Raw genomic sequence first — 21,776 nt, 5'->3', positions numbered from 1 at the left:
TATGGAAAATTCTAACCGTAAACCAGGCTGGATTAAGCGCGTCTGGCAATGGTGGCGTCGCCCCAGCCGTCTGGCGCTCGGCACGCTGTTGTTAATCGGCTTTGTGGGCGGCATTATTTTCTGGGGCGGCTTTAATACCGGTATGGAAAAGGCCAATACAGAAGAGTTCTGCATTAGCTGTCACGAAATGCGCAATACGGTGTACCAGGAATACATGGAAACCGTACACTACAACAACCGTAGTGGTGTGCGAGCGACTTGCCCTGATTGCCACGTCCCACATGAGTGGGGTCCGAAAATGATTCGTAAGATCAAGGCCAGTAAAGAGCTGTACGCGAAAGCACTGGGGCTGATAGATACACCGCAGAAATTTGAAGACCATCGTTTAACGATGGCGCAAAATGAGTGGCGGCGTATGAAAGATAACAATTCGCAAGAGTGTCGAAACTGTCACAACTTCGAGTTTATGGATTTAACCGCCCAGAAAGGCGTTGCGGCCAAAATGCACGACCAGGCCGTGAAAGACGGGCAAACCTGTATTGACTGTCATAAAGGGATAGCGCACAAACTGCCTGATATGCGCGAAGTCAAACCGGGATTTTAACAGGATGTAGATAACCAGGTATGCTTGAAGCCAGAGAATTACTTTGCGAGCGGGATGACAGAATACTGTTCAGCGATTTGTCATTTCGCGTCAACGCAGGGGAATGGGTACAAATTACCGGCAGCAACGGCGCAGGGAAAACCACTTTGCTGCGGTTACTTACCGGGCTGGCGCGTCCCGACGCAGGGGAGGTTTGCTGGCAAGAGCAACCGCTGCATCACGTGCGGGACAGCTACCATCAACAACTGCTGTGGATCGGACATCAGCCGGGGATAAAAACCCGGCTTTCGGCGTTGGAAAACCTGCGTTTCTTCCACCATGACGGCGACGTCGCACAGTGTCTGGCTGCGCTGGCGCAGGCGGGGCTTGCCGGATATGAAGATATCCCGGTGAATCAACTCTCCGCCGGACAACAGCGGCGCGTGGCGCTGGCCCGTTTGTGGCTGACCCGCGCCCGGCTGTGGATCCTCGACGAACCCTTTACCGCCATTGATGTGAACGGCGTTGAGCGACTGACTCAGCGTATGGCGCAGCATACGGAGCAGGGCGGTATTGTTATTCTCACCACCCACCAACCGCTCAATGTAGAGACCGATAAAGTGCGACGTATTGCGCTGACCAGCGAGAGGGCAACGCAATGATGTGGCGAATCTTCCGTTTAGAACTACGAGTTGCGTTTCGTCATAGTGCGGAAATCGCCAATCCTTTATGGTTCTTCCTGATTGTTATTACGCTGTTCCCGCTGAGCATTGGGCCGGAGCCGCAACTGCTGGCGCGTATTGCACCGGGCATCATCTGGGTTGCGGCGCTGCTGGCGTCGTTGCTGGCGCTGGAGCGCCTGTTTCGTGATGATCTGCAGGACGGCAGCCTTGAGCAACTGATGCTGCTGCCGCTGCCGCTGCCGGCAGTGGTGCTGGCGAAAGTGATGGCGCACTGGGTCGTGACCGGCTTGCCGCTGCTGATCCTCTCGCCGCTGGTGGCGTTGCTGCTGGGCATGGATATGTACGGCTGGAAAATTATGGCGCTGACCTTGTTACTCGGGACGCCTACGCTGGGCTTCCTCGGCGCGCCGGGCGTGGGGTTGACGGTGGGCTTAAAGCGCGGCGGCGTGCTGTTAAGCGTACTGGTACTCCCGCTCACCATACCCTTACTGATTTTTGCGACCGCGGCGATGGATGCGGCTTCCATGCACTTACCGGTTGAAGGGTACATGGCGATTCTGGGCGCGTTGCTGGTCGGCAGCGCCACGCTAAGCCCGTTTGCCACAGCTGCGGCGTTACGGATCAGCGTGCAGTAGCGCAGTTGAGATATGCAGGCCGGGCAAGGTGCTCCGGCACAATGGATATTAATTTACGGAGTCTGGTGACTGAACTATGTGGAAAACACTTCATCAATTGGCGATGCCTCCTCGGCTCTATCAGATCTGCGGCTGGTTTATCCCGTGGCTGGCGATTGCCAGCGCGGTGGTACTGATAACCGGGTTGATCTGGGGCTTTGGCTTCGCGCCTGCGGATTATCAGCAGGGGCAGAGCTATCGCATTATTTATCTGCACGTTCCGGCGGCAATCTGGTCGATGGGTATTTATGCATCGATGGCCGTTGCCGCGTTTATTGGCCTGGTCTGGCAGATGAAAATGGCCAATCTGGCTCTGGCCGCGATGGCGCCCATTGGTGCCGTGTTTACCTTTATTGCGCTGGTGACGGGCTCTGCATGGGGCAAACCGATGTGGGGCACCTGGTGGGTCTGGGATGCCCGACTCACCTCTGAACTGGTGCTGCTGTTTCTCTACGTTGGCGCCATTGCGCTGTGGCATGCCTTTGACGACCGCCGTCTGGCTGGTCGCGCTGCCGGCATTCTGGTGCTGATTGGCGTGGTCAACTTGCCGATTATTCACTACTCGGTCGAGTGGTGGAATACTCTGCATCAGGGGTCGACCCGTATGCAGCAGAGTATCGATCCGGCAATGCGCGCGCCGCTGCGTCTGGCGATCGTCGGCTACCTGTTACTGTTTGTCACGCTGGCGCTGATGCGCATGCGTAACCTGATTTTGATGATGGAAAAACGCCGCCCGTGGGTGAGCGAACTGATCTTAAAAAGAGGCCGCCAATGACCCCTGCATTTGCATCATGGAGTGATTTTTTCGCGATGGGCGGTTACGCCTTGTATGTCTGGCTGGCTGTGGCGATGAGCATTGTCCCGCTGGTGGCGCTGGTGCTGCATTCTGCGTTACAGCATCGTGCAATCTTACGCGGTGTCGCGCAGCAGCGGGCGAGAGAAGCGCGCATGCGCGCGGCGCAAGTGCAACGGGAGGCGGCGTGAATATTCGACGTAAAAATCGGTTATGGATAGCCTGCGCGGTCCTGGCAGGTCTGGCTTTGACCATTTCGCTGGTGCTCTACGCGCTGCGTTCCAATATCGACCTGTTCTATACGCCGGGAGAAATACTCTACGGTAAGCGCGAAACGCAGCAAATGCCTGAAGTCGGCCAGCGCCTGCGCGTGGGCGGTATGGTTATGCCTGGCAGCGTAAAGCGCGATCCGCAGTCGCTGAAGGTGAATTTCAGCATCTATGATGCCGAAGGTGTGGTGGATGTCACCTATGAAGGCATTCTGCCGGATCTGTTCCGCGAAGGGCAGGGCGTTGTCGTTCAGGGCGAACTGGACGGGGGAAATCATGTGCAGGCCAAAGAAGTGCTTGCTAAACATGATGAAAATTACACCCCGCCGGAAGTCGAAAAAGCGATGCAGGAAAACCACCGTCGCCCGGAAAGTGTTTATAAGGATAAAACGTCATGATGCCTGAAATTGGCAATGCGCTGTTGTGCCTTGCGCTTGGCGTTGCATTACTGCTGTCGGTCTATCCGCTGTGGGGCGTAGCGCGCGGCGACGTGCGGATGATGGCCTCCGCGCGTCCCTTTGCCTGGGTACTGTTTATCTGTGTGATGGGGGCGTTCCTGATTCTGGTCAACGCCTTCGTGGTTAATGATTTTACCGTGACCTACGTCGCCAGCAACTCCAACACCCAGCTTCCGGTCTGGTATCGGGTGGCGGCGACGTGGGGGGCGCATGAAGGCTCGTTGCTGCTGTGGGTGCTGCTGATGAGCGGCTGGACGTTCGCCGTTGCGGCGTTCAGCCAGCGCATGCCGCTGGATATCGTCGCCCGCGTGCTTGCGGTCATGGGAATGGTCAGCGTCGGTTTCCTGCTATTTATTCTGTTTACCTCCAACCCGTTTGCCCGCACGTTGCCGAACTTCCCGATTGAAGGACGTGACCTGAACCCGCTGTTGCAGGATCCGGGGCTGATTTTCCATCCGCCGCTGCTGTACATGGGGTATGTCGGCTTCTCGGTCGCCTTTGCGTTTGCGATTGCTGCGCTGATGAGCGGACGACTGGACAGCACATTCGCCCGTTTTTCGCGTCCGTGGACGCTGGCGGCGTGGGTGTTTCTGACGCTGGGCATTGTGCTCGGTTCGGCCTGGGCCTATTACGAGCTGGGCTGGGGCGGCTGGTGGTTCTGGGATCCGGTTGAAAACGCCTCGTTTATGCCATGGCTGGTGGGAACGGCGCTGATGCACTCGTTGTCGGTAACCGAACAGCGCGCCAGCTTTAAAGCCTGGACGCTGCTGCTGTCAATCTGCGCATTCTCACTTTGTCTGTTAGGTACTTTCCTGGTGCGCTCCGGCGTACTGGTGTCGGTGCATGCTTTCGCCTCCGATCCGTCGCGCGGGATGTTTATTCTGGCCTTTATGGTGCTGGTAATTGGCGGCTCTCTGCTGCTGTTTGCGGTGCGCGGTCACAAGGTTCGCTCACGGGTAAACAACGCGCTGTGGTCGCGTGAATCGCTGCTGCTGGGGAATAACGTCCTGCTGATTGCCGCCATGCTTGTGGTGCTACTGGGCACGCTGCTGCCGCTGGTGCACAAACAGCTGGGGCTGGGCAGCATTTCGATTGGCGAGCCGTTTTTCAACACCATGTTCACCTGGCTGATGGCGCCGTTCGCACTGTTGTTGGGGATTGGGCCATTAGTGCGCTGGGGCCGTGACCGACCGCGTAAACTGAAAACGTTATTGCTTATCGCGTTTGTCACCACCCTTGTTCTGTCGCTGCTGCTGCCGTGGCTGCTTGAGGATCGCATTGCCGCCATGACAGTGGTGGGGCTGGCGATGGCGTGCTGGATATTCGTACTGGCGATGTCCGAAGCGTTCCTGCGTATTTCCCGTGGGACAAAGCTGACGCCAAGCTACTGGGGCATGGTATCGGGTCACGTTGGGCTGGCGATTACCATTGTTGGTATTGCCTTTAGCCAGAACTACAGCGTTGAACGCGATGTGCGCATGAAAGCGGGTGATAGCGTTAGTATCCATAACTATCAGTTCACTTTCCGCGAAGTGAAAGATATTACCGGGCCAAACTACCGGGGCGGCGTTGCCATTATTGGCGTTACCCGAGACGGTAAGCCGGAAGCCACGCTGCATGCGGAAAAACGCTTCTATAACAGCACCAGTTCGATGATGACCGAAGCGGCAATTGACGGTGGATTCACGCGCGATCTGTACGCTGCGCTGGGTGAAGAACTGGATAATGGCGCATGGGCTGTACGCCTGTACTACAAACCGTTTATTCGCTGGATTTGGGCCGGAGGATTGCTGATGGCGCTGGGCGGGTTGTTCTGCCTGTTTGATCCACGCTATCGCCAGCGGACGCGTCCTCGCGCCGCGGTGCAAAAAAATGCGTCGGAGGCTGTATGAAGCGCAACGCACTGTTAATTCCGTTTATTATTTTTCTCATCATTGCGGCGGCGCTGTTGTGGCAGCTCGCGCGTAACGCTCAGGGGGACGATCCCACTAATCTGGAATCGGCGCTGATCGGCAAACCTGTTCCAACATTCCGCCTGGAGTCACTGGAAAATCCGGGTCAGCACTATCAGGCCGATGTGCTGACGCAGGGCAAACCGGTATTGCTGAACGTCTGGGCGACCTGGTGCCCGACCTGTCGCGCCGAGCATCAGTATCTGAATCAGCTGTCTGCGCAAGGCGTGCGGGTAGTGGGTCTGAACTATAAAGATGATCGTCAGAAAGCCATTGTCTGGCTGAAAGAGCTGGGTAATCCTTACTCATTAAGTCTGTTTGACGGCGACGGTATGCTCGGTCTGGATCTTGGCGTGTACGGTGCTCCGGAGACGTTCCTGATCGACGGCAAAGGCATTATTCGCTATCGCCATGCCGGCGATTTGAACGCCCGGGTGTGGGAGAGCGAGATCAAACCGTTATGGGACAAGTACAGTAAGGAGGCTGCGCAATGAGATTTTTACTGGGCCTGCTAATGCTGGTTATCTCGGGATCCGCGCTTGCGACTATCGACGTGATGCAGTTTAAGGACGAAGCGCAGGAGCAGCAGTTCCGCCAGCTTACTGAACAACTGCGTTGTCCTAAATGCCAGAACAACAGCATTGCCGATTCTAACTCGATGATTGCCACCGACCTGCGTCAGAAAGTGTACGAACTGATGCAGGAAGGAAAAAGCCAGAAAGAAATTGTCGATTACATGGTGGCGCGCTACGGCAACTTCGTCACGTACGATCCGCCGTTAACGCCGCTCACCGTGCTGCTGTGGGTGATGCCGGTGGTAGCGATTGGTCTGGGGGGCTGGATTATTTTCGCCCGTACTCGCCGACGCGTTCGGGTGAAACAGGAAGAGTTTCCTGACGATGTTATTCCGAATGGTAAGCGCGGTGGATTCGGGTTGTTTGTGCCTGGTATCGTGGTGGCGCTGGTGGTTGGCGCAGTAAGCTATTACCAAACCGGCAGCTATAAGCAGGTTCAGGTCTGGCAGCAGGCCACTGCTCAGGCTCCGGCGCTGCTGGAGCGGGCGTTGGATCCGAAAGCGGAACCGCTCAATGAAGAAGATATGGCGCGTCTGGCGCTGGGGCTGCGTACGCGTTTACAAGCCGATCCCGCAAATGTTGAAGGCTGGATCATGCTTGGACGCATTGGCATGGTTCTCGGTAACGCCAGTACGGCCACTGAAGCCTATGCCAATGCCTATCGACTGGATCCTAAAAACAGCGATGCGGCGCTGGGCTATGCGGAGGCGCTGACCCGTTCTTCCGATCCTGATGATAACCGTCGGGGAGGGGAGCTGTTACGCCAACTGGTGCGTGGCGAACATGCCAACGTGCGGGTTCTCAGCATGTACGCTTTCAACGCCTTTGAACAGCAGCGCTTCGGCGAGGCGGTTGCGGCGTGGGAGATGATGCTGAAACTATTACCTGTCAACGATACCCGTCGGGCGGTAATAGAACGGAGCATTAAGCAGGCGATGGAGCAGCTAACGCCGCAGGAGAAATAAGTATCCAGAATAGCCCCGATAGCGCTTCGCATATCGGGGCTATCCGGCCTCTTCATGGATTACTGCATTCCGCGCGTTTGTAAAAACAGAATGGTAGCTGCAACGCGAGAGCGCACATTGAGTTTGCGCAGCAGGTTGCGAATATGCACTTTCACGGTCTGTTCGGAAATATTCAGCACTGACGCAATCTGTTTATTCGACAGCCCCTGAGCCAGTTCATGCAATACATCCAGTTCACGTTCGGTGAGAATGCTGAAGGGATCTTCTTGTGCGCCGAACAGATCGCGTTCGCGCAGATATTCGCTGACGCGTGTGCTAAAAGCTTTACCGCCTTTGGCGCCGCTGCGAATGGCCTCCAGCAAGACTTCAGGATCGCTGTCTTTGAGTAAATAACCATCCGCGCCGGCATCAATTAAGGCGTACACATCGCTGGCGGCATCCGAGACGGTAAGAATAATAATTTGCGCGGTGACGCCATCCCGGCGCAGCGCATTCAGGGTGTCCAGTCCGCTCATGCCTTTCATATTGAGATCCAGCAGGATCACATCCAGGTCCAGACGGTTAGCCAGATCGATAGCGCTGGCACCGTCACCTGCTTCCGCGACTACGTTAAATGCGGGATCCAGTTGCAATAATTGACTAATTCCTCGCCGCATTAGTGGGTGGTCGTCGACAATCAGCACCCGAAAAGGCGTTGCTTCAGGCATACTATTCTCCTGAGTTTTTATTAGTATCATTATTGTTTTCAGCGCATCACTCGTCTAGTTTCATCGCGCTGATGAGAGGGTAAATTTTACCCTAATTTGTGCATGGGTAAGTAGTAAAACCTGTGCTAAAGGCCGGGGTAATAATAAGAAACGTGGAATCGCGGGTATAAAAAAACCAACCATGAAGGTTGGTTTTTCTGGGATTTTTGGTCGGCACGAGAGGATTTGAACCTCCGACCCCCGACACCCCATGACGGTGCGCTACCAGGCTGCGCTACGTGCCGACGCTATGGCTGCTAATACTACTGCTTTCCGCTGCGAATGCAAGGGGAAGCATCGCTAAGTGATTTATAATTAATCAGTTAGCAATAAATCGTTTCTCATCCGTCAGAACCTGTAGCAGCAGGCTTAGCTGCGGTTTCTGATCTTTTATTTTTTCGCCGCGTAAATCATAGGTCTGATAATTACCGTTGTTGTTCAGCACCAGCGTCATCTCTGGCGTGGTAACGGCCATCGTGCTGCCGTCGGCGGCGGTAACCCAGTAATGGCGGCGGTTTGCATTGAACAGATCCTGCCCCTGCGAGTATTCGTTAGCAGGCGTGCTGACGTGCAGCAGGCGCTGCATGAGCGTAGTCATCAGGTCTGTATGATCGGTCAGGCTATTGATGCGTTGGGCAGGCGTTCCCGGCCAGTGAATAACCAGTGGAACCTGCAGATGGCCACGTGACCAGGCAAAATTGTTCTCTTCCTGAGTCAGCGGCACGCCCCGACCTGCGGTAATAATCACCACCGTGTTGTTCAGTTTACCGGAGTCGCGCAGGGCACTAAGAACACGGTTAATATTGGCATCCACATCCTGAGCGGCGCTGGCATAGCGTTTGGCAAAGTTCTTCTGGTTGCTGTTATCAAGGTTCGTCCCGTTAAAGGAGACCCACGAGAACCAGCGGTTATCTTCCTGCGCGTAGCGTCCCAGCCAGTTAATCCACTGGCTTGCGGTTTGTTCGTCAGATTGCGTTTGTACGCTTGGCATGGAGAAGTCTGACAGCAGCGCCTGGCGATACAGCGGGCTGGTAAAGCCATCCGAGGAGAATAGCCCTAACTGGTAACCCTGCTGGTTCAGTGCAGTAATCAGCGCCGCAGGCGTACGGGTCGACAAAATGCCGTCCATGTAGCTTGGCGAGACACCATAGAACAGGCCAAAGATCCCGTTATCCGTGGTGTTGCCTGAGCTCATGTGACGCGTAAACGAGATATTCTGCCCGGCGAATTCAGCCAGCGCAGGCATCTGTTTTTCAAAGCGTGAGTAGTTCAGACCGTCGACGGTAATCAGCAGCACGTTCTGACCGGTGCCCATATCGCGATAGCGCAGTTCGCTGAGCGGGTACTGCACGGAAACCGCTTCCGGATTGCCCTGTTCGATCAGGCGTCGCTGATACTCTTGCGCATCCAGCAGACCATGTTTTTCCAGGAATTTACGTGCCGTCATCGGGTAGGAGAGCGGCAGATTCGCACGCTGCATGGTAATCGGGCGATAGAAATTGGCATCCGCCCAGATATACACCACGTGCGAGGCGATAAAGGAAACGAAGAAGAATGCTGCTAACGGTTTGGCAAAATGGCGACGACGCGTCAGGCTGCGCAGCTTTTGCCAGCTCCAGGTTGCAAACAGCATTTCAATTAACAGAATAACCGGTACGCTGATAAACATCAGTTGCCAGTCACGCGCCGCTTCATTCTGGTCTGGGTTGATGACCAGTTCCCAGACGATCGGATTGAGATGCAGGTGGAAGCGGGTAAAAACTTCGCTGTCGATTAGCAACAGCGTCATGCCAGCCGTCGCCAGAATAGCTGATAAGAATCGCATCAGCCTCTGGGACATGACGATAAACGTCAGGGGAAACAGGATCAGCAGATAGGTGGCGAACACCAGAAAGCTAAAATGCCCGACAACGCTCAGGTAGGAATAAACACGACCTGCAAGGGTTGTCGGCCAGTCGGCGACAAACAGGTAACGGCTACCGAGCACCATGGCCAACAGAATGTTGAACAAGGCAAACCAGTGCCCCCAGCTAACCATCTGGGAGACTTTCTCACGGTAGCGTTGACGATGAGTTACCATAAACTGTTGTTCGTTTCCCCGGAGCAGGCTCTTAATGCGCTTGGTCGTCGTTTACCGAAGACTGCAATGCGCGGGCAAAAGAGTTGGCAATCGCCTGGCGCTGGGCCGGTGCGATGCTTGTATTGATAAGGTTAGTCACCATATTTCCCAGTACCATCAGGGAAAGGTCGGTCGGCGCCTTATGTTTTTCCAGTACGTTGAGCATCTCATTCAGCAGTTGTTCAACGTGTTCGTCACTATAGCGGGAAATTTGTGGCATAAATCGAAATCAGTCTGTTCATGAAAGGGCAACATATTACCGTACAGACAGTTTTTTTTCTGCTTTTTTATCTTCTATTGCGTCACTGCCCGGCAGGTGGTTGAATACCGCCCGGTCTAAAAGGAGAGTTTATCATGAGTCTGGATATCAACCAGATTGCCCTGCACCAGCTTATCAAACGTGACGAGCAGAACCTTGAGCTGGTCTTGCGCGATTCATTACTGGAACCGACAGCGACCGTTGTCGATATGATGGCTGAGTTGCATCGGGTATACAGCGCCAAGAATAAAGCTTATGGCCTGTTTAGCGCAGAGAGTGAACTGGCGCAAACGCTGCGTTTACAGCGTCAGGGCGAAGAGGATTTTCTGGCCTTTAGTCGTGCAGCGACAGGGCGCTTGCGGGACGAACTGGCGAAATATCCTTTTGCCGATGGCGGCATTGTCCTGTTCTGCCATTACCGCTATCTGGCGGTAGAGTATCTGCTGGTCGCCGTGCTGAACAATTTAAGCAGTATGCGCGTCAATGAAAATCTGGATATCAACCCGACACACTATCTGGATATCAATCATGCGGATATCGTGGCGCGTATTGATTTAACCGAGTGGGAAACCAACCCGGAGTCCACGCGCTATCTGACGTTCCTGAAAGGGCGGGTAGGGCGCAAAGTCGCCGATTTCTTTATGGACTTCCTGGGCGCCAGCGAGGGGCTTAACGCCAAAGCGCAAAACCGCGGCCTGTTGCAGGCGGTCGATGACTTTACCGCCGAGGCGCAACTCGATAAAGCTGAACGCCAGAACGTGCGTCAGCAGGTGTACAGCTACTGCAACGAGCAACTGCAGGCCGGTGAAGAGATCGAGTTGGAGTCGCTGTCCAAAGAGCTTTCCGGCGTCAGTGAAGTCAGCTTCAGCGAATTTACCGCTGATAAAGGCTACGAACTGGAAGAGAGCTTCCCGGCAGATCGCAGCACGCTGCGCCAGTTAACCAAATTTGCCGGAAGCGGCGGCGGGTTAACCATCAACTTCGACGCCATGTTACTGGGTGAGCGTATTTTCTGGGATCCAGCCACAGATACTTTGACCATCAAAGGTACGCCGCCGAACCTGCGCGATCAGCTACAGCGTCGTACCTCGGGCGGGAAATAAAGCCGTTTGCCGGATGGGGGCGTTAACGCCTTATCCGGCTTGCGTGATTCATCTTTACCGCCAACAAAATCCCATAAAAAAACCCCGCCGAGGCGGGGTTTTTCTTCAACTTGTAGGCGATTACGCGCGAACGAAGTCGATGTGTGCCAGCTTCGGCTTGAACGGGTGACGCTGTACAGCCTGAGCTTTAACTTTCACTTCTTTACCGTCAACAACGATGGTCAGAACTTCGCTGTAGAATTCAGCTTTAGCTTGCATGTTCATAACTGCATCGTGATCCAGTTCGATAGCAACCGGGGCTTCTGCGCCACCATAGATGATTGCCGGGAACTTGTTAGCGGCACGCAGGCGGCGGCTCGCACCCTTACCCTGCTCTTTACGTACTTCAGCGTTGATAGTAAACATTTAAATCTCTCTTTTATAATTCCTGCTACAGGCGACCCAGCAACAGGTAAGTGATCTGCTTTGCGTATGCAAAAGCGGGCGAGATTCTATACTTAAACGGCTGGTACATCAATCAAAAGTACGATTAACCGCGTAATTCATGTGCCCGACGATAGCGTCCTTCATAATCGAAGACCTTTTCACGGACCTGCCAGTACTGACCTTTCATGCGCGCCACCACGAAATCAGGATGACGTAACAGCGCCTGCTGGGCGAGGATATCGGCGGCGGTTATCCAGCGTAAGGGAATGCCGGGCGTTCGGGTGTGCGGGCGAATAAACAGTTGCTCGAAAGCCGTACGCTGCGCGGGAGTATGCAGGCGAAAGCGTTCGCTAACGTCGGCACCATCTTCATCGTAATAGGTGATTTTTAGCCATTCGCCTTTTTCATCCTGGCCGTTTTGTAACACCATGCCGCTACAGCGCAGGACCAGCGCATCTTTGAGCCTGAGCGCGGCTTTCAGCATGTCATCCGGGTCAACCAGCACCGTGTCGCACTCCCGACAACGGCGGGCGGCGATATCATTTTCCGCGTTGCATTGTGGGCAGTTTTTAAAACGAAAACGAAAATCGCACTGTTCGCGATGGCCGTCATCATCTTCAAACCACCCCTGACAGCGGCGGCCAAAGTGTTCAATCAGCGTGCCGTCTGCCGTTGTTTTGCCCCAGAAGGTGTTTGCAAACCCGCAGGTGGGACAGAACACCTGCACGGAACGTTATCGCTTTTCCCTTTCGGCGCCCCCACTTCCGGCGCGTAAAGATCGTGCGGGTTACCGGCATAATCGAGGATCAGACAGTCGGTTTTACCCGGTGCCAGGCGCAGGCCGCGACCGACAATTTGTTGGTAAAGGCTAACTGACTCCGTCGGGCGCAGAATGGCAATAAGGTCGACGTGCGGGGCATCGAAGCCAGTGGTCAGGACCGACACATTCACCAGATAGCGAAAGCGCTGGGCTTTGAACTCTTCAATCAGCACATCACGCTCAGCGCCAGGCGTGTCTCCGGTGATTAGCGCGGCATCGTCAGCAGGCAGCAGGCCCAGAATTTCTTTGGCGTGCTCCACTGTGGCGGCGAAAATCATCACCCCTTTGCGCGTCTGGGCAAACTCGACAATCTGGCTGATGATATGCGGCGTTATTCGCTGCTGCTTTTTCAGTTCCTGATTGAGATCTGTTTCGCTAAACAGGCCGTTACTCTGCGCCTGCAGGCGGCTGAAGTCATACTGCACTACCGGCATGTCGAGGCGTTCTGGCGGCGTCAGGTAGCCGTGTTTAATCATGTAACGCAACGGTAATTCATAAATGCAGTCACGAAACAGCGCTTTTTCATCGCCGCGCACCATACCGTGATAATGAAAGTGATAAATCCAGCCTTTGCCCAAACGAAAAGGAGTGGCAGTAAGCCCGAGCAGGCGTAAGTGGGGATTTACTTTGGTCAGGTGAGTGAGGATTTGCTGATATTGACTCTCGTCATCATCACCAATACGGTGACATTCATCGACGATAAGCAGCGAGAATTCTCCCTGAAAGGCGTCAAGATTACGCGCTACCGACTGTACGCTGCCAAATACCACTTTCCCGTGGCTCTCTTTACGCTTCAGACCTGCGGCAAAAATATCGGCATCCAGCCCCAGCGCGCGATATTTGGCATGGTTTTGCGCGACCAGTTCTTTAACGTGCGCCAGTATCAGCACGCGACCACGCGCCACGCGGGCCAGTTCAGCAATCACCAGGCTTTTTCCCGCACCGGTTGGCAGGACGATAACCGCTGGCGTGCGGTGGTGGCGGAAATGGTTGAGCGTGGCATCCACGGCTTCTTTTTGGTACGGGCGAAGAGTAAAAATCATGGGCTCATTAAGGTAAGCAGCAACAATGTATAGTATGCCATGAATCATTTCCCTTGAGGGATGGTGTAACGCCGCTATACTGGGCGGATAATCGTCCCACTTTTCGGGCGCAATCCCGCTTCTTGTTTTTTTACAGGCAAAAATCACACTCATGCGACTTGATAAATTTATCGCTCAGCAACTCGGCGTCAGCCGCGCTATTGCCGGGCGTGAGATCCGTGCTAACCGCGTTACCGTCGACGGTGAAATCGTCAAAAACAGTGCCTTTAAGCTGCTGCCAGAACACGACGTAGAATATGACGGTAATTCCCTGATTCAACAAAATGGCCCGCGCTATTTTATGCTGAATAAACCTCAGGGTTATGTTTGCTCAACGGATGACCCGGATCACCCGACAGTGCTCTATTTCCTTGATGAGCCGGTTGCCTACAAACTGCATGCGGCAGGGCGCCTGGATATCGACACCACCGGACTGGTGCTGATGACCGATGACGGACAGTGGTCGCATCGCATCACTTCGCCACGTCACCATTGTGAGAAAACCTATCTGGTGACGCTGGAGTCGCCGGTGGCAGATGACACCGCTGAACAGTTTGCCCATGGCGTACAACTGCATAATGAGAAAGACCTGACCAAACCGGCCGTGCTGGAGGTTATTACGCCAACTCAGGTGCGATTGACCATCAGCGAAGGGCGCTATCATCAGGTTAAACGTATGTTTGCCGCCGTCGGTAACCACGTTGTGGAACTGCACCGTGAACGGATTGGTGACATCAAGCTTGATGAGGATCTGGAGCCGGGTGAATACCGTCCATTGACCGAAGAAGAAATCGCCAGCGTTAACTTAACCCCGCGTTAATTTCAGGAGCTAAATGTGACCACCCGGCAGAACTCGTCAATTGCCATTGTCTTTATCCTTGGCTTGTTAGCCATGCTGATGCCGTTGTCGATTGATATGTATCTTCCGGCACTACCTGTTATCTCTGAACAGTTTGGTGTGCCTGCAGGTAGCGCGCAGATGACCCTCAGTACCTATATTCTTGGGTTCGCGGTGGGGCAGTTACTCTATGGTCCAATGGCTGACAGCATTGGGCGCAAGCCGGTGATTCTGGGCGGGACGCTGGTGTTTGCGGCGGCGGCAGTTGCCTGTGCGCTGGCACAAACTATCGATCAGCTGATCGTGATGCGTTTCTTCCATGGTCTGGCTGCGGCTGCGGCGAGCGTGGTTATCAACGCCCTGATGCGCGATATCTATCCGAAGGAAGAGTTTTCGCGCATGATGTCATTTGTCATGCTGGTCACGACAATTGCACCCTTACTGGCACCCATCGTGGGCGGCTGGGTATTGGTATGGCTGAGCTGGCACTACATCTTTTGGATCCTCGCCGTGGCGGCTATTCTGGCGTCGGTGATGATCTTTACGCTGATCAAAGAGACCTTGCCAGTTGAGCGCCGCCAGCCGTTTCGCTTGCGTACTACTCTCGGCAACTTTGCCTCGCTGTTTCGCCACAAGCGTGTACTGAGCTATATGCTGGCCAGTGGGTTTAGTTTTGCCGGGATGTTCTCGTTCCTGAGCGCCGGACCTTTTGTTTACATTGAGATCAACCACGTTTCACCGCAGCATTTCGGCTATTACTTCGCGCTGAACATTGTTTTCCTGTTCGTGATGACCATCATCAACAGCCGCTTTGTTCGTCGGGTTGGGGCGTTGAATATGTTCCGTACTGGCCTGTGGATCCAGTTCGTGATGGCGGGCTGGATGGTCTTTAGCGCGCTGTTCGGGGTTGGTTTCTGGGCGCTGGTGGTGGGCGTTGCGGCGTTTGTTGGCTGCGTGTCGATGGTGTCATCCAACGCCATGGCAGTCATTCTGGATGAATTTCCGCATATGGCGGGAACGGCGTCATCGCTGGCAGGGACGTTCCGTTTTGGCATTGGCGCCATCGTTGGGGCGCTGCTGTCACTGGCGACCTTTAACTCGGCCTGGCCGATGATCTGGTCGATAGCATTTTGCGCTACCTGCTCAATTCTCTTCTATCTCTACGCCAGCCGCGCCAAAAAACGGTGATCTATTACACAACCTGGGGGCGATAGGGCCTCCAGAGTTGATGTACATCAACCGCAAATCTATCAATTTCCCCGCTTATGTTTATTTTATGTAAAATCAATTTATGTAAAAAGTCACATCATTGTAGTTAAAAAGGTTGAGTTAGATCGCAGAAACGAGTACATATAGCGCGGAAATATGCCAGAACCGTTGAATAAATTTAAATATTTGGTTCGGAAAGTGGCATAAAGTCAGGGTGTAAACGTTTACGAACTGTTTAAAGACGTATTGTCAATGATGTGTTAATATTGATGTAAAATAATTGTGAAGTGATTGTACTTCCAGGGAAAGAAAGTGATGACATTACAACTCTCAATCGTTCATCGTCTGCCACAGTGCTATCGTTGGTCGGTGGGTTTCGCAGGTTCAAAGGTTGAACCGATTCCGCAAAACGGTCAGAGCAATGAGAACAGCCTGGTGGCGCTCAAATTGCTTAGCCCTGATGGTGACAGCGCGTGGTCAGTCATGCATAAACTCAGCCAGGCCCTCAGCGACATTGAGGTACCTTGTTCCGTGTTGGAATGCGAAGGAGAGCCGTGCCTGTTTGTGAATCGTCAGGATGAATTTGCCGCGACCTGCAGACTGAAAAATTTCGGCGTGGCCATCGCAGAGCCGTTTTCAAATAACAATCCGTTTTGAGCGTCAGCTTAGCGCGAGCAGCTGACGCGTATATGCCTGCTGTGGCGCGTTAAATACGTGCTCGCATTGTCCTTGCTCCACGACCTCTCCCTGCCTTAGCACAATAACCTGATGGCATAACGCGCGTACTACGTGCAAATCATGGCTGATAAAGATATAAGCCAGGCGATGCTTTTCCTGTAAAGACTTTAACAACGTCAGGATTTGCGCCTGTACGGTTCTGTCGAGCGACGATGTTGGTTCATCCAGAATGATCAGGGAAGGCTTGAGAATCAAGGCTCTGGCAATGGCTATGCGTTGACGTTGACCGCCGGAAAACTCCGCCGGGTAACGATGCCGCGTTTCGCTATCCAGTCCCACTTCCGCCATTACCGCTTTCACCTGCGCTTCGCGCTGTTCGGCTGACAGGGTTGGCTGATGAACGCGCAGTCCCTCCTCAATAATCTGTAGCACGCTCAGGCGCGGGTTCAGCGAGGAGTTGGGATCCTGAAACACGACCTGAATGCGGTGACGTACCGGTAACAGCTGGCGGCGATTTAAGGTATGCAGCGCGAGGCCATCGAACACAATGCTTCCCTGTGAGGTGATTAACCTCAGTAACGCCAGCCCGGTAGTGCTTTTCCCCGATCCTGACTCCCCGACCAGTCCCAGCGTTTCACCGGGGCGGAGGGAAAAACTGACGTTGTTAACCACAACGTTATGGTCCACCACGCGCTTCAGGATACCTTTACGGATGGGGAAGGCAACGCAGAGTTTTTCCACTTCCAGCAATGGCGCTTGCCCGGCAGGTACAGGTACTGGATCGCCGGAAGGTTCGCTGTTTAACAATTTCTGCGTGTAGGGATGCGTTGGCGCAGTGAGCAGCTGTGCCGCTCGATTTTGCTCAACGCACTGGCCGTTTTGCATCACCGCAACGGTATCGGCCAGTTTTTTCACAATGCTGAGGTTGTGGGTGATAAACAGTAATCCCATGTTCAGTTCGCGCTGTAACTCCCGCAGCAGCTGCAGGATTTGCGCCTGTACGGAGACATCCAGCGCGGTGGTCGGTTCATCGGCAATAAGCAGCTCCGGTCGCGTAAGCAGCGCCATGGCGATCATCACGCGCTGGCGTTCACCGCCGGACAGTTGGTGCGGATAGTCTGCGAGACGTTTGGCCGCCTGACGGATGCCGACCCGATCCAGACAGGTCAGTATTTCTGCCCGCGCGGCCTCCCGACGCATTCCCCGATGCAGCGACAGCACTTCATACAGCTGTTTTTCCAGGTTGTGAAGCGGGTTTAGCGACACCATTGGCTCCTGGAAAATCATGGCGATTTTATTCCCGCGAACGCCGCGAAGCGTCTGCTCATCGGCATGAAGCAATGATTCGCCATGAAAACGGATGTCGCCGGAAAGGTAGACTGCGGGAGGGGTCGGTAATAACCGTAGAATAGAAAGTGCGGTCACGCTTTTACCCGAACCGGACTCGCCCACCAGCGCCAGAGTTTGCCCGGCATCAACCCTCAGTGAGAGGGTATTGACCACGGTGCGAACGGTCTCCTGTTGGCGAAAACCTACAGATAAATTTTCAATAGCTAACAGTGGTTGTGTCATCTTAAATCGCCTTGTTGGGATCGAACGCGTCGCGTACCGCTTCACCAATAAATATCAGTAGCGATAATAGCAGGGCAACGGAGATGAACGCGGTGATACCAAGCCACGGTGCCTGCAGGTTGTTTTTACCCTGTAACAGGAGTTCTCCCAGCGATGGCGAGCCAAGCGGTAAGCCGAAGCCAAGAAAATCCAGCGAGGTCAGAGTGGTGATCGAGGCGCATAATATAAACGGTAAAAAGGTCAGGGCGGCGACCATCGCATTGGGCAGCATATGGCGCAGAATAATACTGCGATCGCTCACGCCGAGCGCCTGAGCGGCACGAATGTAATCAAAGTTTCGGGTACGTAAAAATTCCGCGCGTACCACGCCAACCAGGCTCATCCAGCCAAACAGCACGGTAATGCCCAGTAGCCACCAGAAGTTTGGCTGGACCACGCTCGACAGCAGTATGATCAAAAACAGCGTTGGCATACCTGACCAAACCTCAATGAATCGTTGCCCCCACAGATCCACCTTGCCGCCATAATAGCCCTGGATTGCGCCAGCCATGATCCCCATCACGCTGGAGCACAGGGTTAGCATTAATCCAAACAGGACAGAAATACGTGTGCCATAGAGGATCCGTGCCAGCACATCACCGCCGTTGGCGTCCGTTCCCAGCCAGTTTTGTGCAGAAGGCGGGGAAGGGAAGGGCTTATCAGTGGCAAAGTTAATGCTGGTGGCTCCAAAGCGTATCGGCGCCCACAGGATCCAGCCCCGGTTTTCCAGGCGCTGCTGTAACCACGGATCCTGATAATCAGCCTGGGTCGCCAATGGTCCGCCGAAGTCGCTTTCACTGTAGTTTTTGAACAGGGGGAAATACCAGCTACTGTCGTAGCGCACCAGTAGCGGCTTATCATTGGCAATCAGTTCTGAACACAGGCTAAGGCCGAAGAGCAGTAGAAAAATCCACAGCGACCAATAGCCGCGACGGTTATGGCGAAAACGCGCCCAGCGGGCCTGATTGACGGGGCTTAATCGCGACATTAGCGTCCCTCAAAATCAATACGGGGATCGACCAGCGTGTAGCTGATGTCGCTGAGGATATTCAGCAGCAGACCGATCAGGGTGAAGATATAGAGCGTGCCAAACATTACCGGGTAGTCACGTGATACGGTGGATTCATAACCCAGTAGTCCCAGACCGTTAAGCGAAAACATCACTTCAATCAGCAGCGAACCGGTAAAAAACATGCTGATAAACGTTGCCGGGAAGCCAGCGATTACCAGCAACATGGCATTGCGAAACACATGTTTCCACAGAATGTTTTTCTCGCTGACCCCTTTGGCGCGCGCGGTGACGACATACTGTTTGCGTACCTCATCCAGAAATGAGTTTTTGGTCAGCATGGTTAGCGCGGCAAAACCCCCAACCACCGTCGCCAGCACTGGCAGGGTAATATGCCAAAGGTAGTCGGTCACTTTCTGATACCAGGGCAGGGAATCAAAATTGGCGGAAACCAGTCCGCGAAGCGGGAACAGGTCGTAATAGCTGCCCCCGGCAAAAAAGACGATCAGTAAAATCGCAAACAAAAAGGCCGGTATGGCATAGCCAATAATAATGAATGCGCTGCTCCAGACATCAAATCGGCTGCCGTTGTGAACGGCTTTGCGGATCCCAAGCGGTATCGACACCAGATAGATAATGAGCGTACTCCATAGCCCCAGCGTGACGGAAACAGGCAGGCTGTCTTTGATAAGCGTCAGCACTGAGGCGCTACGAAACAGGCTGTCGCCGAAATCGAAACGAATATAGTCCCAGAGCATTTTAAAATAACGCTCATGAATGGGCTTATCGAACCCGTAACGGCGAGTGATTTCGGCGATCACTTCCGGGTCAAGACCACGGCCACCTCGGTAATTACTGTCGCTGATATTGCCTACGCCGGTTTGCGCGTGGCTGGCGCGAATGCCTTCACTACCCGCGCCGGGTAATGCCCCGCTTTGTCCGAACTCAATAGCGGCGACGGCCTGCTCAACCGGACCACCGGGGGCAATCTGCACGATAAAAAAGTTGATGGTGATGATGGCCCAAAGCGTTGGGATCACCAGTAGCAGACGTCGAATCAGATAAGCGCCCATTTATTCTCCCTGCCGTCTGGCTGCTGGCAGTTTCGCCGCTTTGTTAACGTCGTACCACCAGTTGTCGAGACCAATGGTATAAATGGGGCGAATAGCTGGATGCGAAAACTTATCCCACCAGGCGATGCGATCCTCTGCCATAAACCACATCGGCAACATGTAGTAGTTCCAGGTTAATACCCTGTCCAGTGCCCGACCGAGTGGGATTAGTTTGGCTTTATCACCCTGCGCCGCGATGATTTGGTTGATCAGTTTATCAATCACCGGGCTTTGCACGCCCGGGGCGTTATAGCTGGAGTCAATATATTCAGAGGCCCAGAGAATTTGCAGGTCCGAACTTGGCCACGGCATTGCGCGATACAATCTCGGCATCATGTCATAGTCACGACTGCGCAGCCGGTTTGTGATTTGTGAGTTATCAACCTGGCGGATGTTCATTGTAATGCCTAAGCGCTGCAGGTTGTGCTGGAACGGCAGCACCCACTGGCTGTTACTGCCCGCCGGGAGCAACAGTTCAAAGCTCAGAGGTTTACCGTTGGCGCTGTTTACGCGCTGTTGTCCCTTAAGTACCCATCCGGCCTGCTCCAGTAAGGCATCGGCTTTCAACAGGTTGTCACGATCGTAGCCATCGCCTTTTGATTTCGGCGGCTGATAAATTTGGCTGAAGACCTCAGGGGGGAGATCTTTTTTCAAGGGCGCAAGTATTACCAGTTCATCCGCATCGGGGTAATTTTTAGCGGCATACTCGGTATTCTGAAAATAGCTGTTGGTCCGGCTCCAGGCGTTATAGAATAGAGCTTTATTCATCCATTCAAAATCAAATGCCAGGGTGATGGCTTCTCGCACCCGTCGGTCGCTGAACACCGGGCGCTGAATATTAAACGCCAGCCAACGCGTATCCTGGACGGATTCGTTTTTTTGCTCATCTTTGATGATGTAATGATTCGCGAAATTTTTACCGGTATAACGTGTCGCCCAGTTTTTGGCATCGTTTTCAAGACGCAGGTCAAACGCTCCGGCCTTAAACGCTTCAAAGGCGACGTTGTCATCCAGATAGTAGTCGTAGCGGATGGTATCAAAGTTCCAGCGGCCACGGTTGACGGGCAGATTAGCGGCCCAATAATCTTTGACGCGAGAATAGACAATGTACTGACCCATCTTCCATTTCGTGATGCGATAAGGACCGCTGGCGAGCGGAGGCGATGATAAGGGATCGCTGAGCTTATGATCTTTCCAGTACTTCTCTGGCATCACGGGTAATGAAAACAGGCTGAGCATGTCCTCTTTACCCGGTTTGGCTAATTCAATACGTACAGTTAATGGCGCGATCGCTTTTACCGTTGTTCCCTTGTAGACCAGGCGAAATTGCGGCACGCCTTCAGTCATAAATTTGTGGAAGGTGAATGCGACATCGCTGGCGGTAATGGGGGAGCCATCGTGAAAACGCGCTCGCGGATTGATGGCGATTTCTACCCAGGAATAGTCATCAGCATAGCGTGCGCTGTCGGCGATGAGCGGATAATAGCTGCCAGGTTCATCGTCAGAGGTAGTAAACAGCGTATCGTAAAGCGTTTCGGTACGTGCTCCGGGATTACCGCGCATCGCATAGCGGTTGAAGTTATCGAACGTGCCGATGGCGGAGAGGGTGATTTGCCCGCCTTTGGGGGCCGCAGGGTTGACGTAATCAAAGTGATTAAAGTTAAACGCGTACTTCGGTTCGCCCAGTACGGCAAAAGCATAGCTTTCTTTGATGGACTGCGCCTCGGCGCTAAACCCGATGAGGGCGATAAACAGCAGCAATACGCGAGGGATCATTAAATGCGATTTCCTTTTCCTGCCACAACCCGACGG

21 protein-coding genes, 1 tRNA gene and 1 pseudogene are annotated in these 21,776 nt (G+C 53.9%); 13 read left to right on the top strand and 10 right to left on the bottom strand.

What is annotated here, in order from left to right; all coding sequences use genetic code 11:
* The first annotated feature begins 1 nt into the window (after position 1).
* The 9 genes from napC (at position 2) to B9P82_RS05595 (ending at position 6,952) form a co-directional block, all read left to right on the top strand.
* A complete protein-coding gene (gene napC, locus B9P82_RS05635; RefSeq protein WP_003027548.1) occupies positions 2 to 604 on the top strand; it encodes a cytochrome c-type protein NapC in 603 nt (200 codons plus the stop codon).
* A 20-nt stretch (positions 605 to 624) separates the two neighbouring features.
* On the top strand, positions 625 to 1,245 hold the full coding sequence (gene ccmA, locus B9P82_RS05630) for a cytochrome c biogenesis heme-transporting ATPase CcmA (protein ID WP_016153771.1): 621 nt from the start codon (positions 625 to 627) through the stop codon (positions 1,243 to 1,245).
* The gene (gene ccmB / locus B9P82_RS05625) at positions 1,242 to 1,901 is read left to right on the top strand and encodes a heme exporter protein CcmB (protein ID WP_003027542.1); all 660 of its coding nucleotides are present in this window, start codon (positions 1,242 to 1,244) and stop codon (positions 1,899 to 1,901) included. Before ccmA ends, ccmB begins: the two co-directional genes overlap by 4 nt.
* Positions 1,902 to 1,977: 76 nt before the next feature.
* Entirely contained in the window at positions 1,978 to 2,715 is a 738-nt protein-coding gene (locus B9P82_RS05620; protein WP_016153769.1) for a heme ABC transporter permease, read from the top strand.
* Entirely contained in the window at positions 2,712 to 2,924 is a 213-nt protein-coding gene (gene ccmD, locus B9P82_RS05615; protein ID WP_016153768.1) for a heme exporter protein CcmD, read from the top strand. Before B9P82_RS05620 ends, ccmD begins: the two co-directional genes overlap by 4 nt.
* Positions 2,921 to 3,400 carry a cytochrome c maturation protein CcmE gene (gene ccmE / locus B9P82_RS05610; protein WP_016153767.1) on the top strand — a complete coding sequence of 160 codons (480 nt, stop codon included), beginning with the start codon at positions 2,921 to 2,923 and terminating at the stop codon, positions 3,398 to 3,400. The genes ccmD and ccmE overlap by 4 nt, the downstream gene beginning before the upstream one ends.
* Positions 3,397 to 5,352: a heme lyase CcmF/NrfE family subunit gene (locus B9P82_RS05605; RefSeq protein WP_016153766.1), complete on the top strand. Its 1,956-nt coding sequence runs from the start codon at positions 3,397 to 3,399 to the stop codon at positions 5,350 to 5,352. Before ccmE ends, B9P82_RS05605 begins: the two co-directional genes overlap by 4 nt.
* Complete coding sequence (gene dsbE / locus B9P82_RS05600) at positions 5,349 to 5,906, top strand: thiol:disulfide interchange protein DsbE (protein ID WP_003834613.1); 558 nt, start codon at positions 5,349 to 5,351, stop codon at positions 5,904 to 5,906. Before B9P82_RS05605 ends, dsbE begins: the two co-directional genes overlap by 4 nt.
* Positions 5,903 to 6,952 carry a cytochrome c-type biogenesis protein CcmH gene (locus B9P82_RS05595; RefSeq protein ID WP_101700079.1) on the top strand — a complete coding sequence of 350 codons (1,050 nt, stop codon included), beginning with the start codon at positions 5,903 to 5,905 and terminating at the stop codon, positions 6,950 to 6,952. The genes dsbE and B9P82_RS05595 overlap by 4 nt, the downstream gene beginning before the upstream one ends.
* A 59-nt stretch (positions 6,953 to 7,011) precedes the next feature.
* Here B9P82_RS05595 and narP read toward each other — a convergent pair whose 3' ends face one another.
* From narP to B9P82_RS05575, 4 genes are all read right to left on the bottom strand, one after another.
* The gene (gene narP, locus B9P82_RS05590; RefSeq protein WP_016153764.1) at positions 7,012 to 7,659 is read right to left on the bottom strand and encodes a nitrate/nitrite response regulator protein NarP; all 648 of its coding nucleotides are present in this window, start codon (positions 7,657 to 7,659) and stop codon (positions 7,012 to 7,014) included.
* Between the two features lie 207 nt (positions 7,660 to 7,866).
* A tRNA-Pro gene (locus B9P82_RS05585) sits at positions 7,867 to 7,943 on the bottom strand.
* A 74-nt stretch (positions 7,944 to 8,017) separates the two neighbouring features.
* Positions 8,018 to 9,778, bottom strand: coding sequence for an LPS biosynthesis-modulating metalloenzyme YejM (yejM, locus tag B9P82_RS05580; RefSeq protein ID WP_065554077.1), 1,761 nt, complete (start codon positions 9,776 to 9,778; stop codon positions 8,018 to 8,020).
* A 31-nt stretch (positions 9,779 to 9,809) separates the two neighbouring features.
* Positions 9,810 to 10,037, bottom strand: coding sequence for a YejL family protein (locus B9P82_RS05575; protein ID WP_003027506.1), 228 nt, complete (start codon positions 10,035 to 10,037; stop codon positions 9,810 to 9,812).
* A gap of 134 nt (positions 10,038 to 10,171) precedes the next feature.
* Between B9P82_RS05575 and yejK the strand changes: the two genes are divergently transcribed.
* Complete coding sequence (gene yejK / locus B9P82_RS05570; RefSeq protein WP_016157002.1) at positions 10,172 to 11,179, top strand: nucleoid-associated protein YejK; 1,008 nt, start codon at positions 10,172 to 10,174, stop codon at positions 11,177 to 11,179.
* A 120-nt stretch (positions 11,180 to 11,299) separates the two neighbouring features.
* Here yejK and rplY read toward each other — a convergent pair whose 3' ends face one another.
* Together rplY and B9P82_RS05560 are read right to left on the bottom strand one after the other, a co-directional pair.
* Entirely contained in the window at positions 11,300 to 11,584 is a 285-nt protein-coding gene (gene rplY, locus B9P82_RS05565; RefSeq protein ID WP_016153758.1) for a 50S ribosomal protein L25, read from the bottom strand.
* A 124-nt stretch (positions 11,585 to 11,708) separates the two neighbouring features.
* Positions 11,709 to 13,468 (bottom strand): annotated as a pseudogene (locus B9P82_RS05560) (DEAD/DEAH box helicase).
* 151 nt (positions 13,469 to 13,619) lie between these two features.
* Between B9P82_RS05560 and rsuA the strand changes: the two are divergent.
* The 3 genes from rsuA to B9P82_RS05540 all read left to right on the top strand — a co-directional run bounded on the left by rsuA (position 13,620) and on the right by B9P82_RS05540 (position 16,211).
* On the top strand, positions 13,620 to 14,327 hold the full coding sequence (rsuA, locus tag B9P82_RS05555; protein WP_016153756.1) for a 16S rRNA pseudouridine(516) synthase RsuA: 708 nt from the start codon (positions 13,620 to 13,622) through the stop codon (positions 14,325 to 14,327).
* Between the two features lie 15 nt (positions 14,328 to 14,342).
* Positions 14,343 to 15,533, top strand: a complete 1,191-nt coding sequence (locus tag B9P82_RS05550) for a Bcr/CflA family multidrug efflux MFS transporter (protein WP_016153755.1) — start codon at positions 14,343 to 14,345, stop codon at positions 15,531 to 15,533.
* Positions 15,534 to 15,866: 333 nt separating this feature from the next.
* Positions 15,867 to 16,211 carry a YejG family protein gene (locus tag B9P82_RS05540; protein WP_029139605.1) on the top strand — a complete coding sequence of 115 codons (345 nt, stop codon included), beginning with the start codon at positions 15,867 to 15,869 and terminating at the stop codon, positions 16,209 to 16,211.
* 3 nt (positions 16,212 to 16,214) lie between these two features.
* On the opposite strand, the gene yejF is transcribed toward B9P82_RS05540, so the two are convergent.
* From yejF to B9P82_RS05520, 4 genes are read right to left on the bottom strand one after another with little or no spacing between them, the layout of a single operon-like run.
* Positions 16,215 to 17,804, bottom strand: a complete 1,590-nt coding sequence (yejF, locus tag B9P82_RS05535) for a microcin C ABC transporter ATP-binding protein YejF (protein ID WP_049268560.1) — start codon at positions 17,802 to 17,804, stop codon at positions 16,215 to 16,217.
* A gap of 1 nt (position 17,805) precedes the next feature.
* Positions 17,806 to 18,831 (bottom strand): ABC transporter permease, encoded by a 1,026-nt coding sequence (locus tag B9P82_RS05530; RefSeq protein ID WP_016153752.1) that lies wholly within the window; start codon positions 18,829 to 18,831, stop codon positions 17,806 to 17,808.
* Positions 18,831 to 19,925 (bottom strand): microcin C ABC transporter permease YejB, encoded by a 1,095-nt coding sequence (locus tag B9P82_RS05525; RefSeq protein ID WP_016153751.1) that lies wholly within the window; start codon positions 19,923 to 19,925, stop codon positions 18,831 to 18,833. The genes B9P82_RS05530 and B9P82_RS05525 overlap by 1 nt, the downstream gene beginning before the upstream one ends.
* Positions 19,926 to 21,740 carry an extracellular solute-binding protein gene (locus B9P82_RS05520; protein WP_101700078.1) on the bottom strand — a complete coding sequence of 605 codons (1,815 nt, stop codon included), beginning with the start codon at positions 21,738 to 21,740 and terminating at the stop codon, positions 19,926 to 19,928. It lies immediately after the preceding gene.
* Positions 21,741 to 21,776: the final 36 nt, after the last annotated feature.

This window comes from Citrobacter sp. L55 (assembly GCF_002850715.1).
Lineage (GTDB): Bacteria > Pseudomonadota > Gammaproteobacteria > Enterobacterales > Enterobacteriaceae > Citrobacter > Citrobacter braakii.
The sequence above is the reverse complement of the archived record's forward strand: the minus strand, read 5'-3'. Positions and strand labels throughout refer to the sequence as shown.